Annotated in this window: 15 protein-coding genes and 1 pseudogene; all 16 read right to left on the bottom strand. The window is 37.1% G+C overall.

The genetic code is table 11. The features are described from left to right. Positions 1-329: 329 nt before the first annotated feature. The 16 genes and pseudogenes from glpD to BTOYO_RS18495 all read right to left on the bottom strand — a co-directional run bounded on the left by glpD (position 330) and on the right by BTOYO_RS18495 (position 18,619). Complete coding sequence (gene glpD / locus BTOYO_RS18570; RefSeq protein ID WP_000672820.1) at positions 330-2,012, bottom strand: aerobic glycerol-3-phosphate dehydrogenase; 1,683 nt, start codon at positions 2,010-2,012, stop codon at positions 330-332. A 133-nt stretch (positions 2,013-2,145) separates the two neighbouring features. Beyond that, entirely contained in the window at positions 2,146-3,636 is a 1,491-nt protein-coding gene (glpK, locus tag BTOYO_RS18565) for a glycerol kinase GlpK (RefSeq protein ID WP_000759975.1), read from the bottom strand. 12 nt (positions 3,637-3,648) lie between these two features. Then, a complete protein-coding gene (glpF, locus tag BTOYO_RS18560) occupies positions 3,649-4,470 on the bottom strand; it encodes a glycerol uptake facilitator protein GlpF (RefSeq protein WP_001272191.1) in 822 nt (273 codons plus the stop codon). A gap of 227 nt (positions 4,471-4,697) precedes the next feature. Then, complete coding sequence (glpP, locus tag BTOYO_RS18555) at positions 4,698-5,258, bottom strand: glycerol uptake operon antiterminator GlpP (RefSeq protein WP_000394289.1); 561 nt, start codon at positions 5,256-5,258, stop codon at positions 4,698-4,700. 97 nt (positions 5,259-5,355) lie between these two features. Further along, positions 5,356-5,805, bottom strand: a complete 450-nt coding sequence (locus tag BTOYO_RS18550) for a helix-turn-helix domain-containing protein (protein ID WP_000577660.1) — start codon at positions 5,803-5,805, stop codon at positions 5,356-5,358. Positions 5,806-6,026: 221 nt separating this feature from the next. Further along, entirely contained in the window at positions 6,027-6,227 is a 201-nt protein-coding gene (locus BTOYO_RS18545) for a sporulation YhaL family protein (protein WP_000404439.1), read from the bottom strand. A gap of 80 nt (positions 6,228-6,307) precedes the next feature. Next, the gene (locus tag BTOYO_RS18540; protein WP_033657389.1) at positions 6,308-7,180 is read right to left on the bottom strand and encodes an alpha/beta fold hydrolase; all 873 of its coding nucleotides are present in this window, start codon (positions 7,178-7,180) and stop codon (positions 6,308-6,310) included. 242 nt (positions 7,181-7,422) lie between these two features. Further along, complete coding sequence (locus BTOYO_RS18535; RefSeq protein ID WP_000725081.1) at positions 7,423-7,626, bottom strand: hypothetical protein; 204 nt, start codon at positions 7,624-7,626, stop codon at positions 7,423-7,425. After that, the gene (locus tag BTOYO_RS18530; protein ID WP_000500567.1) at positions 7,626-8,714 is read right to left on the bottom strand and encodes a response regulator aspartate phosphatase; all 1,089 of its coding nucleotides are present in this window, start codon (positions 8,712-8,714) and stop codon (positions 7,626-7,628) included. Before BTOYO_RS18530 ends, BTOYO_RS18535 begins: the two co-directional genes overlap by 1 nt. Positions 8,715-8,966: 252 nt before the next feature. Next, positions 8,967-9,944 carry a ring-cleaving dioxygenase gene (locus BTOYO_RS18525; RefSeq protein WP_001072584.1) on the bottom strand — a complete coding sequence of 326 codons (978 nt, stop codon included), beginning with the start codon at positions 9,942-9,944 and terminating at the stop codon, positions 8,967-8,969. Between the two features lie 55 nt (positions 9,945-9,999). Next, positions 10,000-10,944: a ring-cleaving dioxygenase gene (locus BTOYO_RS18520; RefSeq protein ID WP_000272951.1), complete on the bottom strand. Its 945-nt coding sequence runs from the start codon at positions 10,942-10,944 to the stop codon at positions 10,000-10,002. 544 nt (positions 10,945-11,488) lie between these two features. Then, a pseudogene (locus tag BTOYO_RS18515) lies at positions 11,489-11,755 on the bottom strand (AAA family ATPase); the annotation flags it as partial. An 800-nt stretch (positions 11,756-12,555) separates the two neighbouring features. Then, positions 12,556-12,885 carry a hypothetical protein gene (locus BTOYO_RS18510; protein WP_000566288.1) on the bottom strand — a complete coding sequence of 110 codons (330 nt, stop codon included), beginning with the start codon at positions 12,883-12,885 and terminating at the stop codon, positions 12,556-12,558. 585 nt (positions 12,886-13,470) lie between these two features. Beyond that, positions 13,471-14,415, bottom strand: a complete 945-nt coding sequence (yhaM, locus tag BTOYO_RS18505) for a 3'-5' exoribonuclease YhaM (protein WP_000726648.1) — start codon at positions 14,413-14,415, stop codon at positions 13,471-13,473. Between the two features lie 41 nt (positions 14,416-14,456). Beyond that, positions 14,457-17,381, bottom strand: a complete 2,925-nt coding sequence (locus BTOYO_RS18500) for an ATP-binding protein (RefSeq protein WP_001242204.1) — start codon at positions 17,379-17,381, stop codon at positions 14,457-14,459. Beyond that, positions 17,378-18,619 (bottom strand): metallophosphoesterase family protein, encoded by a 1,242-nt coding sequence (locus BTOYO_RS18495; protein WP_000815713.1) that lies wholly within the window; start codon positions 18,617-18,619, stop codon positions 17,378-17,380. Before BTOYO_RS18495 ends, BTOYO_RS18500 begins: the two co-directional genes overlap by 4 nt. Positions 18,620-18,868: the final 249 nt, after the last annotated feature.

Below are 18,868 nucleotides of genomic sequence, written 5' to 3'. Positions count from 1 at the left end.
TATCCTAACCGGAGCTGGCGTTGTCATCGGTAGAAGATACGTCGGTCCGTGGCTAATTTCTGTATACAAAAAAGCGAGAACCACCCTGCTTCGTGGAAAAGGTAAGGGCGGTTCTCGGCTAAAACGTTAATGTAATTGTCTTATAACCGCACCTACTACCACCACAATAGCAAGTTAGGTTACAAAGGCAGAAGTTTCTCAGGCTTCTGTCTTCTTTATTTTATGCAAAATCCATACTATATACTCTATCATCATTGTAACACATTTTATTTATTTTTAGTCAAGAGAAAAAACCACCTAAAGGGCTCCCCTTCAGGTGGTTCTCTATTTTACGCTAACGCAGCTGCCTGTTCTTGTTGATCTACAGGAATTACAGCGTCTGTTAATGCTTTTTCTAGTTCAGCTGTATATTTCATTTGTTCTTCTTTGCTCCAGCCTAGTTTCGCAGCCATGTAGTTGATTACTGCTTCTTTCCACTCGTATACCCAGTGGATGTTGAAGAATACAGCACCTCTGCGGCGTACGAAGAAGTCTACCGGTTTTGCTGTCATTTCGTAATCCATTGCGTATACAAGTGGGATTAGAACGTCAAGCGGCATGTTATATTCTTTCGCTTCGTCTTTATGTTTTTTCGCTAAGTCGAATAGTACGTCAACGTTAGAGCCGTAGAATTTCGCGAACTCTTCTGCTTGCGCTTTCGTTAAACCAGATTTCGTACCTTCGTCTGCTTTTTTCGCAACGAATGCTGGGAATCCGTGTGAACCATCTACATGTCCACCAGAGATTGGCATATGTTTCGTGTCACTCTTCGGATATGCACTATGACCTTCTTTTTGTAGTAAGTTTGTTACGTAGTCTACTACCATTTCAGCCATTTTGCGGTATCCTGTTAATTTACCACCAGCGATTGTAATTAAACCAGATTCAGAAGTCCAAATTTCATCTTTACGAGAAATTTCAGATGCATTTTTACCTTCTTCATAAATTAATGGACGTACACCAGCCCAGCTTGATTCAACATCTTTTTCCGTAATTTTCACGCTTGGGAACATGTAGTTAATCGCATTAATAATGTATGTGCGATCTTCTGTTGTCATGTGTGGTACAGCTGCATCTTTATCATAGAACGTATCTGTTGTACCTACGTATGTTTTTCCGCCACGAGGAATCGCGAACACCATACGTTTATCTGGTGTATCGAAGTAAATTGCTTGACCTAATGGGAAACGTTTTTGATCAATTACTAAGTGAACACCTTTTGATAACTGAAGTACTTTTCCTTTTTTCGAGTTATCTTTTTCACGAAGTGTATCTACCCAAGGACCAGCTGCGTTTACAATTTTCTTACCGTAAACTTCGTACACTTCTCCGTCTAGTAAATCGATTACACGTACACCGCATACTTTTCCATCTTTATATAAGAAACTGTCTACTTTTGCGTAGTTAACAGCTTTCGCACCATGCTCAATTGCTTCTTTCATTACTTCAATTGTAAGACGCGCATCGTCTGTACGATATTCTACGTAGTAACCGCCGCCTTTTAATCCTTCTTTTTTCACAAGAGGCTCTTTGTTTAATGTTTCTTCACGGTTAAACATTTTTCTGCGCTCGCTTCGTTTTACACCTGCTAAGAAGTCGTATACACGAAGACCAATTGATGTACTGAATGATCCGAACGTACCGCCTGTATGGAACGGAAGTAACATCCACTCTGGTGTTGTTACATGGGGACCGTTCTCATATACGATCGCACGCTCTTTCCCCACCTCTGCTACCATTTTCACTTCAAGTTGTTTTAAATAACGTAGACCACCGTGTACAAGTTTCGTAGAACGACTTGATGTACCTGCTGCAAAGTCCTGCATTTCAAACACAATTGTTGATAACCCGCGTGTTGCCCCATCTAATGCAATACCAGAACCAGTAATACCTCCACCAATTACGATCACATCTAACTCTTGTTTATTTACTCCGTTTAATACGTCTTTACGTTGTTTACTTGAAAATTTCATGGTAATTCCTCCCTTTGATAACGAAAAAAGAGACCACGAACTCCGCTATAGATTTCGCCTCTATAGCGTGTTGTGGTCTCTCCAAATCTCCTACCGAATTATTAACTTGTCATCATTATAACACTGTTTATGATTATTTGAAAGCTTTTGTTGCTTCAATTGCTTTTTTCCATCCAGCATATAGCTCTTCGCTTGTTTCCGCTTCCATCGTTGGTTCAAAGCGTTTGTCCATATGCCACTGCGCTTTAATTTCATCTTGGTTTTTCCAATATCCAACCGCAAGACCTGCTAAGTATGCTGCACCTAAAGCTGTCGTTTCATTGATCACTGGACGCTCTACAGGAACTTCTAAAATATCACTTTGGAACTTCATTAAGAAGTTATTCTTAACTGCTCCGCCATCAACGCGTAATGTATTTAGTTCGATACCTGAATCTGCTTCCATTGCACAAAGTACATCTTTCGTTTGGTATGCTAAAGATTCTAGCGTCGCACGAATGAAGTGCTCTTTCGTCGTACCGCGTGTTACGCCAAACATAGCGCCGCGTACTTCACTATCCCAGTAAGGTGTTCCGAGTCCTACGAATGCTGGTACAACGTATACACCATCAGTTGATTCAACGCGTGATGCGTACACTTCACTCTCACTTGCATCTTTAAACATGCGCATTCCGTCACGTAACCACTGAATTGCAGAACCTGCTACGAAAATACTTCCTTCTAATGCGTAGTTTACTTTACCATCTAAACCCCATGCAATTGTTGTTAATAGACCGTGCTCAGAAGCTACTGCTTTTTCACCTGTGTTCATTAACATGAAGCAACCAGTTCCGTAAGTATTTTTCGCCATACCTTCACCGAAACAAGCTTGTCCAAATAATGCTGCTTGCTGGTCACCAGCTACACCTGCAATCGGTATATTTTGACCGAAGAAGTGATAATCAATTGTTTCACCATATATTTCAGATGATGGACGTACTTCAGGAAGCATGCTCTTTGGTACTGTTAACATGTCTAGAAGCTCATCATCCCACTGTAAGTCGTGAATGTTAAACATTAATGTACGTGATGCATTTGAGTAGTCTGTTACGTGCGCTTTACCACCAGATAGTTTCCATACAAGCCACGTATCAATTGTTCCGAATAATAACTCACCGTTTTCTGCTTTTTCTCTTGCACCTTCAACGTTATCTAAAATCCATTTTACTTTCGTACCAGAGAAGTATGCGTCAATTAAAAGACCTGTTTTTTCACGAACCATTTCGCTATAACCTTTTTCTTTTAACTCATCACAAATCTCCATTGTTTGACGAGATTGCCATACGATTGCGTTATAAATTGGTTTACCAGTCGTTTTATCCCATACAACCGCTGTTTCACGTTGGTTCGTAATACCGATACCTGCGATTTGCTCTGGTTTTACATCCGCTTCACTTAAGCAAGTTGCGATAACTGCTAAAATAGATCCCCAAATTTCTTGTGCATTATGTTCTACCCAGCCTGGCTTTGGAAAATGTTGCGTAAATTCTTTTTGAGCTGAATGAACGATTTCCCCTGCTTTATTGAAAAGAATTGCGCGTGAGCTAGTTGTTCCTTGGTCTAATGAAAGAATATATTTTTTCATATCGGTTTCCCCCTATGCTACTTTTCTATTATTTGTAGTGCTTCCACTTTTTTTACTTGTCATATATGAGATTGCTAGTACAACCACAGTTGCAATAATTACATAAATAAGTGCTGAATTTTGTTTTCCTTCAAATACAACTTGATGGAATAAACCTGCAAGTGATCCACCTAAAATCGGACCAACTACTGGAATCCATGCATACTTCCAGTTTGAACCGCCTTTTCCTGCAATCGGAAGGAAGAAGTGCGCAATACGCGGACCTAAATCACGAGCCGGGTTGATTGCGTATCCTGTTGTTCCACCTAATGATAAACCAATACTTACAATTAAGAAACCTACGATAAATGGATTTAATCCATCTGCAAATTTATTTGCTCCAATTGCTAATATACCAAATACTAAAACGAATGTTCCAATCATTTCACTTAAAAGGTTTGCAAATGTGTTCGGAATTGCTGGACCTGTTGCAAATACGCCTAACTTTGTTCCTGGATCTTCTGTTTCTTTCCAATGTGGTAAATAGTGTAAATATACGATAATTGCCCCGATAATTGCCCCAATCATTTGTGCTGCGATATAACCTGGTACGTCACTCCATGGGAACGCTCCCTTAAATGCTAGTCCTATCGTTAAAGCTGGATTCAAATGTGCCCCACTAATTGATCCAACCGCATACGCTGCAACCGCTACCGCTAAGCCCCAGCCCATTGTAATTACAATCCAACCAGAATCTTTCGCAAACGACTTCTTTAAACTTACACCAGCACAAACGCCGCCACCAAGTACGATTAACAACGCTGTCCCTATTAATTCCCCTAAAAATGCTGACATAAAATCCCTCCACAATCAATTTAAATGCTTTCAAATGTGATAGAGGTAAAATGAATGGCCATTCGTTTTTTTCAAAAGAAAAAGATCCACAGCTTACACGCTTCTATATAAAAGTATATAGAAACAATGAAATGTGGATCTCTTCTTTTCTCCGTCACGTTTATTAACTTGTCTATAATGTTAACCGTTAATGAAAGCGGTGTCAACAGAATCTTTTCACATTTTCGTCACTTTTTTTGGTAATGTTTCCATAATTCTTTTTTCGATGTCGTAATCGCTGTCGCACCAGCATGTAAAGCTCTTTCAACATCCTCCACAGTACGAATAAAACCACCCGCTAAAATCGGTACACCTGTACGCTCTTTCACTTCAGCGATCACATCCGTTAGCGCACCAGGAAGCACCTCTATATAATCCGGTTTCGTCTTTTCTAACAAATTACAGCTCTTTTCCATCGCACTAGAATCAATCAAAAAGATGCGTTGAATGGAGACGACACCCTTTTGCTTCGCCTTCATAATTACGCTCGCCTTTGTTGACAATAACCCGTACGGTTTATATTCTTGGCATAAAAACTCCGTCGCATGCCCATCACTTTGTAACCCATGGATCAAATCAACATGTAAAAACACCTTTTTACCGTGTTGCTTCGCGAGTGAAACAACACTCTTCAATTGACCAACATGAATATCTAAAATAACAATATATTCATACGAACTATGTAATAGCTTTTCCAAGTCTTTAATTTGCCTCACTGCTGGCAAAATCTTTTGTTCATGAAATTCCATTCTAAATGTCCCCTTCTTTATATCATCCTATCCTTTATAGTACACAATTTATATGAAAAGAACAGCTAGTGTAGGGAATTTCTTTCAAACCTTTCCTCTATTTATATCTTTTCTTCAACTTATCAGAAACCGTGCCACCTACGATCATTAATATAAGAGGTAGAAAGTTCATCATATACGGTGCGTCTGCTACAATTGTAATGCTCGCTCCTGCAAACTTATTTAACATCCACACAACGATTTTTGTAACAAACAAAAATACGCCCATCATAAATAAACTATCAAAAAACACCTTCCATTTTGGATATGCCAATTGCTTACTATCTTCAATAACTTTCTGTGTCAACTCTTCATCACTCCTCAATAGCTCATCAATCGTAATACCGAACAAATCACTTAAATGAATAATAATTTCAATGCTCGGATAGTTCTTTCCCGTCTCCCATTTCGAAACAGATTGCCTACTTACATGAAGTTTTTCAGCCAAATCATTTTGGGACCAATTCCGTTTTTCTCGTTCTTCTTTTAAACGCTCACTAAAGATCATACTGTGTTTATCACCTCTCTACGCCTAGTATGGTCAAATAAATGATGAAGAGTAAAGCTAGTTATCGTTGCATAACCTACGCAACTTATGCGTTACACCTTAACATAGAGCCATTGCGCACTTTATGTCATGCAAATTTTTTATATTTTTCTTCTATAATAATTTCCCGAACAATAAAAAGAAGAGAAACTAAACTCTTTTCTCTTCTTCAAAAGTTTCTATTAAAGTAATACCGAATCCTTATCACTATCCTGATTACGTTTCTCACGCTCTTCTTCTAAACGTTTCATATATACTTCGCCTTCTTTTTCAATAAACTCATTATCCATCTCTTGCTCTTTTTTTGAAGTATATAAAACCATGTAGCCACTTAGTACAATCCCAACAATTACAAGATAAACCCACCATGGTAAAATTTCCAAATCACTTCATTCCTTTCCTTAGACAAGCCTTATTAGTTTCACTGTATGAGGAAAGAAGTGGATTTATGCTTAAAAACTTTTTATTGTGGATGCTTTGAGAAAAATGCTTGTACATATTCCATAAATTCGATTGGCTCCTGGCGGAACGGAGCATGGTATCCTTTTTCAATAATATGAAATGTACTATTTGTAAATAACTGATGATACAGCTCACCGTTTTTCCAAGAAACGCTCTTATCATGTCGTCCCCATATAATTAAAGTCGGTACTTTAATTTTATCGGCCTCCATCGCAATGCGGCGCTCTCTCATTTTCGTAAGCTGATCGTAATGCTCTTTATCATCACGACTATTTTTCACTTCATTTTTATTATAATCCGTAATCTCTGTTACAGTTTGAAGATCCGTTGATAGCGGCGGCACTTCATAACTTTCTTTTTGCTGGAAAGACTCGATCCCTGTAGAATCCGCCAAAATGAGATGTGTCACTGCGTCCGGATATAAATACGCTAAATTAAGGGACATCTCTCCCCCCATCGAATGACCAAGTACCGCAAACTGATCGTATCCGAGCTTCTTCATTAACTTATAATATAAATTCACTTGCGCAGGAAACGAATACTGAAAATCAACCGGCTTAGAAGAACGCCCAAATCCTAAAATATCAACTGCAATAATCGTATGATCTCTCGCAAGTTCCGGATAAATATCACTAAACCCATCTGAAGAACCACCAAATCCATGAAGCATAAGTAAAGGCGGCTTCCCCTCACCAATTTGCTTAAAGTAAATCGTCTGCCCATCAATCTGTGCCATACTCTCTTTCGTATTCAGCTTCATCATAACAGTATCTTTCACTTCTCTAACCTTCGCAATCGGCTTATCGACGAAGTTACATACTACTAACAAAACAAGCACAATACCGCTAATCATATAAAACTTAAACCGTTTCAAAATTTCCGTCTCCTTTCTCATGTTGCTATTTAAAGTTTTTACATTTTTTGGTTGTTTTATGATTGATTTTTTAATTGTAACTAAATCAGTTACAATTATATTAAAAAAATATAACTCATCTCTATTACTGATGGTTATTTTGTAACTATTATAGTTACATATGAAAAGTAAGTCAATTTTTTTCTCTGCATGGCCAAAAAATAAAGAAGGGACTTCCATATGAAGTCCCTTCTTTATTTTTATTATAGTTGGCTTACTCCGCCGCCGTCGCCTCTATTATCTGCAGGTGCTCCACCTGTATCTCCCTTATTAAAACCAGAATACTCTGGTCCTGCTGGCGCTCCACCTGTATCTCCCTTATTAAGAGCAATAGCATTAAAATCATGGGAACCTAAAACTGAGAAAGTAAATGCAAATCCAATTACTGTTAACACAATTTTTTTCATTACTTTAACGCCCCTTTTGTCATCTGTTTTTGCCTCGCTTCTTTACTCATACGATAATATTTACTAGCCTTTTCATGATTGTTTATATCATAAAATTTATCTGCTAAGCGTTCTGTATATTCCTGAATACAGTCAAATAACTCTTCTCTTTCAAAGTAAGAAATACCTGCTATAACAACCTCTTCTAATGCATCAATATTTGTATTCATTTCATTTAAAACCATGAATCGGTATTGATATTCTTGATTCTTCAACTGATTACAAATATGCAATCCTTTACTTATTATGGCACTCGCTTTTTCAAATTCTTTTATTTTTAAATATTCATCAGCCTCCAAGTACAGCGCCCTAAAATGATTAGGAGCTTTCTTTGTTACTTCGGATAAATGGCGAATGGCTAACTCAGATAAATTCTGATTTGCATATAGCAACCCTAAGTTATTTCTAACCATTAAAATATATTTTTCATGATTAATTTGTTGAAAAACATTTAAGGAATTATTAAATATCTCCTCTGCTAACTCAAATTGATTTAAATCAACATAGCATAACCCTAAAATATTCTCGCATAAGGCAAAATTAACCTCATATCCTGATTGCTTCATAAAATCTTCTTTTGCCTTTTTCAAATAATCAATCGCATTAATTTGTTGATAGGAATGATAATGAAAGTTCCCCATTCGATAATTAAACTCCGCATGCTCTATCGGATCTGCAATATATTTCAATAACTTCTCAGCTTTTTCATACTGTTCTTTCGCTTCGTTATAATTTGAAATTAATGTACAATGAAATCCTTTAAAGAAGTGATAGTAATACGCTAGAAAGCCTTCTGTCGGAATTTCGAAAGATTCTACTTTATCAAAACTATCTTCTCTAACTGCAATCCAATCAACTAATGCATCATATCTAAATTTCAATAACGCATGATAAAGCGATACATCTTGATCAACTTCCAAACCACTAATCTTACTATCAATCTCCTCTTTCATTTCTGTAGCTTTCTCTATATGTTGCTGCAACATTACACGATACCAATCATCTAAAAAATGTTTCATTTGCTCCTTCGTTACTACATCTGCTCCCATACCTCGCGTCCCCCTTGCCCCAATTTATAAATTTGGGATATTTATACAATTATTCAAATTGTATATCATCGCCCATTAGCATGTATTGAAAAATTATTATCAGAATTTTTAATATTTTATTGTTATTATACTAAACATTTCCTATTACAAAACTTGAGAAATAATTATCAGAATTTTTATCGACCAATAAAAAAGCAAGCAATTTCAGCTATTCGCTAAAACTACTTGCTCTCCTACTTATTATCTCTATTTTTACTCTTTAATAAATTCCTTTGTACTTCTCACTGTATCAATTGGACGAACTAATTTTTCAATTTCTTCACGTTTTGGCTCTAGGAATGGAGGTAAAGATAATTTTTCTCCAAGTGTTTCGTATGGCTCATCTCCCATAAAACCAGGACCGTCTGTTGCGAATTCAAATAAAATTTGCGGTGCAACTCTTGCGTATAATGACTCGAAGAAGTGACGATTTACATAACCAGATGAAGGGAGACCAACGCTACCTATTCTTTCAATCCATTCTTCTAATACAGCGCGATCTTCTACACGGAATGCAGCATGGTGAACTGTACCAAAACCTTGTTGTGCTTCAGGAAGAACTGTATTATGTTCTACAATGACAGATGCACCGTTTCCACCTTCATTCACTTCAAATAAATAGAATTCTCCTTCTTGAGCAATCTCTTTAAATAATAGAACTTTTTCTAACACTTCTTTAAAGAAACTAAAGTTTGCGATACGAATAAATACAGGTCCTAAACCAGTAATTGCATATTCTAATGGCACTGGCCCGTTTTGCCACGGTGTACCTGATTCTACCCCTTTATCAACTTCATCCGAGATTAATTGATAGTGTTGATCATCAAAATCAACGAAAGAAAGAGTTTTCTTACCAAATTGCTCTTTAATTCCTGTATGTTCCACTTCAAGACGATCAAAGCGTTTCACCCAATATGATAATGCTGCATCCGTTGGAACACGGAATGAAGTTTTTGAAATTTCATTTGTACCGTGTACTCCTTTTGGAACACCTGGGAAGTCAAAGAATGTCATATCTGTTCCGGCACTACCTTTATCATCTGCAAAGAATAAATGGTACGTTTGAATATCATCTTGGTTTACCGTTTTTTTAACTAAACGCATTCCTAAAACATGAGTGAAAAATTCATAGTTCTTTTCTGCACTACTTGTAATCGCTGTAACGTGATGAATTCCTTTTAATTGGTTCATTTTATATTCCTCCAATGGTTTTCATTTATATATTAAATTTGTATTTTTTCTTCTATTACTTCTCTTCAATCGGAGCTAAATTTGCTTCAATTTCTGCTCGCTGATCTTCTAAGAACGGTGGTAAATCAAGTTTTTCTCCTAAATGCTCCACATCTCCATCAACTGTAAATCCTGGTCCATCTGTCGCAATTTCAAATAGAATTCCGTTTGATTCACGGAAATATAAGCTTTTAAAATAGAAGCGGTCAATGATTCCTGAAGAATGGAAACCTCTTTGTTTCACCTGTTCTTCCCAATAAGCAAGCTCTGCATCGTTTTTCACACGAATCGCTAAATGGTGAATGCTACCGCGGCCCGGCTTTTCAGAAGGACCGTCCAAATATTTCACAACGATTTCCCCAAAGGCCTCTCCTTTAATAGACTGAAAAATTGCTTCTTCGTCATTTCGGCTAACCTCTGTATAACCAAACATCTCTGTAAGTGTACTCGCCATTTTATCAAGTCTACGCACTGTCATTTCCACAGCACCCATTCCTTGAATTTGATACTTTGCAGGAACTTCTGATTTCTCCCACGTCTCCCAATGCTCCACTTTTTCGCCGTTTGAAACGAGTAGTACGAAACGAAGTCCTTCAAAATCCTCAAATTTCAAAGCAGGACGATTTGCATATGTTGTCATTTCACTATGTTCCACACCAAATTCCTCAAATCGTTCTTTCCAGTATTGCAAACTGTCCTCTGACGGAACGAGTAATCCAATTCGAGTAATCGCATTCGTACCACGATATGTTTTTCCTACTAAAGGAATTTCAAAAAATGATAGCTCCGTACCTGGGCTTCCTGTTTTATCTCCATAAAATAAGTGATACATTGACGGATCGTCTTGATTTACCGTCATTTTCACACGACGTAAACCAAGCATGTTTTTATAAAAGTGATTATTTTCATTTGCGTTTTTCGTAACCATTGAAATGTGATGATGCCCTTTAATTTCATACATCGGTCATTCCTCCGTTTCATTTTACTAGTCAAGTGACAACAAAAAAATAATATGCTTCTTAGCTTTTCAATTTATTCTCATTATGTTTTTATAACTTAGTCGTAGTGTTTACTAAATAAGCTGCATTGAATTCATTCATAAATTACTTTGTCTTGTAAACCGAAAGTAACTGAGTATATGTTTTTCAGGTGACTCATTTGCTTTCGTTACTATCACTTTACAACTCAAGTGATTAAAAAGCAAGTAAAAAATCTTGAATTTGAGATATTTTTTTAGTTAAATAACATTTAGGGTGTAAAATCATTAATCTCTATGTGGGATAGCGTCACATCACTATCAAGCTAAAGACTCCAGGCTCCCCATGCCCCAAAACAAAAATTTTATCTCACCACAGTTGGTTGTTTATGAGAATTCAGTGTACTTTTGTCGTTTTGGAGAATAATGAAATTCTTAATCTGATGGCGATGAGGAGTTATATTATTTTTCTTCCTACCACAAATGAGAGATACTAACTCAGAGAAGATCTTCTGGTGCATAGCCTACTCGTTTTAAAATCACTTTCTTTCATATCAAAGTATTCTAATCCTACTACATCACCCGGCAACGTATCCGATGTAAATTGAACACGCTAAAAAGCCCCATCAATACTTTTCGCAAGAGTTTTGGCTAATGTTGTTTTCCCTGTTCCTGGTACGTCTTCTAATAAAACATGTCCATTTGCAACTAATGCAATCATCGCTAAATCAATTACTCCTTCCTTTCCTACAATAACCTTTGAAACGTTTTCTTTAATTTTTTCTAATATGTTCATATTCCTAATCTCCTTTATGTTATTTGATTTTTCTGATATTTTATCACAATAAACATTCCCCATAAACTAGAAAATATAGATTTTGTTAGTGCTATCCCTTATTTTGAAGGGCTGTTCTTTTAAGATCTAATAACCTAACGTTCTTGGACTAAAAACACGCGAGGTTCTTGGTTTGAGGACATTATAAAATTCATAAGTTGATGGATGTAGGATATCGCCAGCATTTTTGAAAAAACACGCTAAGAGTATGCAAGATCTTATACTGTTTTTCAGCTAATTCAGCAACAAACGAGGACTCTAAAGCCGCTCCAGGATAGTAATGTATTAAAAAATGCATAGATCCATAAAACAAAAAAAGGAAGTTCCCTTGTGAGAATAGGGGTTCCTCCTTGTCCTTGCTACCGATAATAAGACGTTATGTTAACCTTACATGAATATCATATACAACCAAAATTATACAACATATCACTTCCTCTAAATGGTACAATTAGGAAAAAGGGGAGGGAAGTATGAAAAATAAAATACCTCTAATAACATTCATTTTAGCTGCTTTATTTGTAGCTGGAGGTTTTGCGTTCTTCTACTGGATCAAAATATTCCCATTCAACTAAAGAGACCTAACTACCGATAACACTGATTATATGAACGAAAAGCCCCTTGAGAAAATCTGAAGGGGCTTTTCTAGGTTTCTAGATAGATTGACTCCTCATAATGAGACGTTATGTTAACCCCATATGTATAGAATATACGGTTAACTAAAAATGAAAAGTTTACATTTTTTATTGTTTCTTATAAGTGGATTATTTGTATTCCTGTTTATATAATTTAAACGAATAAATAGCTCCAATAAAGAATACAAAAGCTTCAAATAATATAAAGATTTGACGGAAATTCTCAATATCTTTACCAACTAAAGAAATAAATATAGCATTCATTAGAATCTGAATAGTAAACATACGAGAAGTAATTTTTAAATAAATAGCATTTGTTCTTTCATATGGTTTACCAATTTTTTTGTAAATAATAATAAGTGCAATTACTGAACCCAAAAATAGAAGTGCTGTAAGTCCTACAACGATATTGAAATTGCCTGTACTTTCTAACATCCATTTATTTAATAGATCAATCATTATTATCTTCCTTTCCTACATAAGAGAATATTTCGTTCTTCTTTTTCACTATAATAAAAAAAGAAAAAGGAAAACATCGAACTTTCTTACAAACATTCGTGTATTCTTACAGTTTTGTCATTTTGTAAATGTATTCAGCGCCTTGCCTTTCACTATTTTCTTTGGAAAACATAGTGAATTACGAGAAAGAACGCTACAAGATCAACTTCCGAGAACGAGAATTATGTAAATAAGCTGCCCATATGGACAGCTTATTGTATTTTTTCTGAAATGCTGGCGGTACTCCGATCTAGTCGAGGAAAGGCACCTTAGGGTGTCTTTTTTATATAGGGATCCCTCCCACCTTTTAACCAAAATATATGCTAAACAAATTTCAACTCTTATTTTTAGGCCTATTGTACAGGCTGAAGCGATTCTAAGTATCTGCCATATTAAAGTTGATATGCTCCCATTCTAGTGGTGAGATATGTTTTAATCGTTCTTCGTTAACCCCATGCGTACTTCTTAACTATTTCATTTAATTTTTAATACAAAAACAGCCTCACTAAGCTTTTAACGCTTAATGAGGCCATTCTATTTACAATCTTAATTATGGAACGTCGGTTTATAGAATGAACGATTATCAAGTGCGAAGACACGCTCTGTGTATTCGCCTGGTTTTGTACGTCCTAATGCGCGGTCCATCATGTTCATTTTTGCATCTAAGTTGTCGATGTAGTGCAGAATTTCTGCTTCTTTTACTAATGGTGGTTTTGGGCTACCCCATTCTGCTTTTCCGTGGTGAGAAAGGACGATGTGCTGCAAGATTAATACTTCTTCTGCATCAATTTGCAATTCGTCTGCTGCTTTCCCAATTTCGTTCACCATGATAGAAATGTGGCCTAGTAAATTTCCTTCTAACGTATACGTTGTAGAAATTGGACCAGATAGCTCAATTACTTTACCAAGATCATGTAAAATAACGCCTGCATATAGTAAGTCTTTATCTAACGATGGGTATAGAGCCGAGATAGCTTTTGCTAAATCTAGCATCGATACAACGTGATAAGCTAGTCCAGATACGAACTCGTGATGATTTTTCGTCGCTGCTGGATATTCTAAAAACTCATTTTGATGCTTATTTAATAAATGTCTTGTTAGACGCTGAATGTTCGGGTTTCTCATTTCAAATATGTATTGCGTAATTTTCTCAACCATATCTTCTTTTTTCACTGGTGCTTTTTCTACGAAGTCCGAAATATCTGTTACTTCATTTTCATTCGCAACTCGAATTTGTTTCACACGTAATTGAATACGTCCTTTATAGTTTAAAATATCTCCAGCTACTTTAACGATTGTTTCTGCTACATATTGTTTCTCAACTTCCGGTGATACATCCCATAGCTTCGCTTCAATATCTCCACTTGGATCTTGTAAAATTACTGTTAAAAACGGCTTTCCATTACTTGCGAGACCTTTTGTCGCTGTTTTAATTAACAAGAAAACATCGACTTGTTCACCAACTTCATATTCTGCAATTTTCTTTTTCATTCGAATTCCTCCACCAAATCAGTTACTTTTAGTATAGCACACTACAACTCATTTTCTTTACGCTTATGCGTTAATTTTATAATCCGTTCTTCTGTGAAATACGTTAACAAATGCGCATGACATGTAAAGAAGATGACTTGTCTATCTTTCGCAATTTCCTTTATTAGTTCAATCGTTCGATTCGTCCTTACCACATCAAAATGCACGAAACTATCGTCAATAATAAATGGATAATCATGCTCAAATGTTTTCGCTAATGCAAATCGTAACGATAAATACAATTGCTCCGCTGTCGCTTGGCTTAGTTCATGACTGTAAAAACGTATACCGTCGTTACGTTCAACAATGAACGGCTCCGCCTCTGACGGTGAAAAGATTTTACTATAGCGCCCGCCCGTTAAATAGACGAAATACTCTTCTGATTTTTGTAAAATACGAGGCAAATGTACCTCATGATAGTATTGCTTCGTTTTCGTTAACACCGTCTTTGCTGCCGCATAAGCAGCCCACCTTTTCACTTGTTCGCGCACTTGCGCTTTTTTCATTTCCCATTCATGCATTAAATCACCGTACGTACTGCCTTCTTCTAAATTCTCAATTTCCATACGATGTTTCGCAATGCGCTCTGTCAGTTCTTTCTCTTTTGCAAGACAGTTTCGCACGACTGTCATTTCTCGCTTTAATTTTTCCTCATAACCTTCAGCTTCATAATGTTCAGCTAATGACAAACTCGTTAAACGCTGCTCTAAAAGCTCAATTTGCGGTAATAAACGCCCCACTTGTTTCTCTGCATCTTCACATTTCTCTGCCAGTTTACCTGCTTCTAAAAACATCTCTTCATCTGTAGCCTCTGCAATATGCCACAAACTATCTCGTTCTACTAGTAGCTGTTTCAATTGCCCTTGCATGAACTCATATTCTTCTTGCCATTCCGTCAACTTCTCTTTTAGTTGCTTACAAGTCTGGCGCTTTTCTTTCTCATTTTGCATACGACTTTGTGCCTCGTGCAGCTTATTATACTCCGCGCTACCGATAACAGTTTCTAGTTTATGTTCAAAGTGCGAAATCATTTCATATAATGAAGATTTCCGCGTGCTTTGTTTCTCTACTTCACGATACAGTTGCTGCATTTTTTCAATCCGCTCAAATGCCGGCAATATGTGTGCATACGTATAAAATTCAGGGAACATATAGCGCGATTTATACGCATCGACTTGTTCTCCTGCGCGGAACGTTTCTCTCTCCCATTCCTCATACGATGAAACGACTTTATCATAAGCTCGTTCCATTTGCTGTAACTTATATGACTCGCGCTCAAATAGCTTACGGATCTCTTCATCTTTTTCTAATTGATAGCGAACGGACATCGCTTCTTCACTTTGTCTTCCGCCAGCACTTTGCTGAAGAGTAAGAAGCTCTTCTTGTAATCCGCTTGATGGATCTTTATATAAAACAAGGGCGAGAACAATCCCTACAAAAACAATGACACTAATAAATAAAAGCTGGCGGTTATCTATAAATAAGCTCGTGAATAAAACACCTGTGTTAATAAGAAGTAACAGAAGACAAACTCTTTGCCACTGCTTTTTCTTTTGCGTAGCCACTCCTACTTTTTCCTCATACTTACGCTTCATTCTCTCCGCACCCATACCGATAAACGCCGCGTCTTGGAACGATTTTTCTTTCTCAGCTAATGTAGCACGCTCTTCATCAGCTAACATTTGTTTCTTGATCTGCCTTATATTTTCTTCTTGTTCTTCTAACTGCTCTTGCGCTACTTTGAAGCGATCATCGAGCTGTGCTTTTTGCGTTTCTAATTCGCGCGCTTTTTGCACTGTTTGTGTAATTAGCTCTTTCGTTGCCAAACTCATATCAAACGAAAGAACTGTTTCTTTTTCAAAAGTAGCACCAATTTGTTGCTCTAATTCTGCCATTTCTTCTTTTATATTCGCAATATTCCCCGTCATATCTCGCATTTCTTGGCGTGCATTTTCATACGACATATGCTGCATGCGAAGTTCTTCTACGTAACTTTCTTTTTGTAAAAATTCTTCATCTATTTGAATCGAATCAATTTCCGATTGCACCGTCTCTATTTTTTTATGGAGCGAATCAACTTGTAATTGAAGCGGCTCCATCTTCGCCTTTATCGCTTCATAGCGCGCCGTTCCGTTTACAGGAAATTGCCTTTTTTCATATTCTAACACTTTCTCATGCGCATGCTTTTCAATAACGAGAGGCTCAAGCGCTGCTAATATTTCATAATCTTGCTTTCGCTTTTCCGCGTTCTCCTTCTCCGCACGAACAGAGGCAAGCTTCTCTTCATCCTCTTTTAACTGCTCGACCTGTTTTTCATACGTGCCAATTTTCCCTTGCCACTCTTTCATCTTCTCTTCAAGCTTCTTCATCTCTTGCAGTGACATATTAATCTCTGGCTTACGACCACTCGGCTTAAAGCGCTGATCCATTTCTTTCTCTAGCTTTTTATCGAGCTGTAATAACGCATCGCTTCCAACTGCGCTTGCCGAAAATAAATAATTTCCGATATCCGCTTCACCAAGCTGATGAATATTTTGCAACCCATGCATATCAAAAGAAAAAACAGATTCAAATAAACTTTCATTCATCCCGCTTAATATATCGTGTAAAATTTCCTCGCCGCCCGTTTTTCCATCTTCAAAATAAATGGTCACCTCTCCAGCTGCCGTCTTTGGTAATCGTTCAATTTTCAAACGGCCGTACTTCTCTGTTTGTACAGTAACTGCACCACCATACTTCCCGCCTTCTTTCGGCTCATAACGGCGCTGTCCTCTCGTCGGAAAACCGAACAGAATACTTTTCATAAATGAGCGAATTGTCGATTTCCCCGCTTCATTTTCACCGTACAACACCGTCAGCATCGACAGATCCATTTCCACATTTTCTAATTTTCCGTATCCATAAATATGGAGTTTTTCCATTCTCATTTCTTATCCCTCTCTTGCTGGAATAATTGTTCTAAAATAATATTTTCCGCTTCCTTTTGAATCTCTTTCTTCTCTTCTTCTGTAAAAGATTCAATACTATTACGCGCTACAGGAGATGTCCAAATGGTGCGCAACACGCCGTCCATATTTGTGAAAGCTTCTAACTCTTTCAGTACACTACCGACAAAATGATTTTCTTCTTTCAAACGCTCTATTTCTGCAAAAGAAACCGTCTCATTTTTCCACTTCATCGCATATACGAAATCTTTTCGCTCTTCTCCAGATGCTAAAATATGAAAAATCTCTTCCACGCGCTTTTCGTCACGCAAATAAGGAGAAAGCGGCCCTTGTCCTGTAAATACGACAGTTAGTAGCGTCCCTCCCTCTTCTCTTCGGCACTCATTCATCGCAGTAGATATGCTCGTCATAATTTCATCAACAGTTTCAAGTCCATCAATATTCACTTCTATTTCATCCCATACAACATCTGCCGTATGGAAAAATGAGCAATGCGTTCCTTGTTTCGTAAGTTCAATAAGGTACGCACCCTTTTCCCCTGTCTCTTTACGATGACGCCCTTGTATGTTACCTGAATAAATAATGTACGGCTCTTCTGATAAAATTTCACGTTTATGTATATGGCCAAGAGCCCAATAGTCAAACTGCTTTTCTTTCAGCTCACGAATTTGAAACGGTGCGTAGCGATTATGCTCTGCATCTCCTTCCACACTTCCGTGAAGCATGCCAATATGAAAAGGCGCATCACTCATTTTCGTAAACTGCGCTGTCATATTATCCGTTACTGCTTGCTGCAAATAACTAAATCCGTAAATAGAAGCTAACAGTTCACCATTGTTATAAAATGATTTCTCTTCTACATAAGGCTCCGTAAACACATGAACATTTTCCGGAAACTCAATCGCTGCCCAGCTTCCTCCTAAATGATCATGGTTACCGTGAATAATAAAAACAGGGATATCGTACTGCGAAAGTCTCTTCATTTGCTCACGCACAAACACTTGCGCCCGCAAACTTCGCGTCTCCGCATCATACAAATCCCCGGCTAGTAATACGAAATCAACGCGCTCTTGAATCGCTTTATCAATAATACGTTCGAACGATTCAAACGTACTTTGCTTCATTCTCTCCCAAATAGACTGCGGTACATTCATTTCCATCCCTTTAAACGGACTATCCAAATGCAAATCAGCCGCATGTATAAACTTCACTTGTTTCACAAATAACGATCCTTTCTATATTTCAAAAGTTTCATTTTATCCCGTACTAACGGGCAATAGGCAAAGAAGGCAATCTGAAAGTTAACTGCCCTTAAATACCCGATTGGTTCCACTAATAATAAGCAGGGGATGAAAAACTCCCCTGCTTATTAAAGTGTCACTTTATTGTAACATGCAATGTCATATATTTCTTTGCATATTCTAGTGATTTATGCCAAAATAGTTATAAGATTCTGATTTTAATTTTTG

The organism is Bacillus toyonensis BCT-7112 (assembly GCF_000496285.1).
Lineage (GTDB): Bacteria > Bacillota > Bacilli > Bacillales > Bacillaceae_G > Bacillus_A > Bacillus_A toyonensis.
This window is presented reverse-complemented; position numbering and strand designations above follow the sequence as displayed.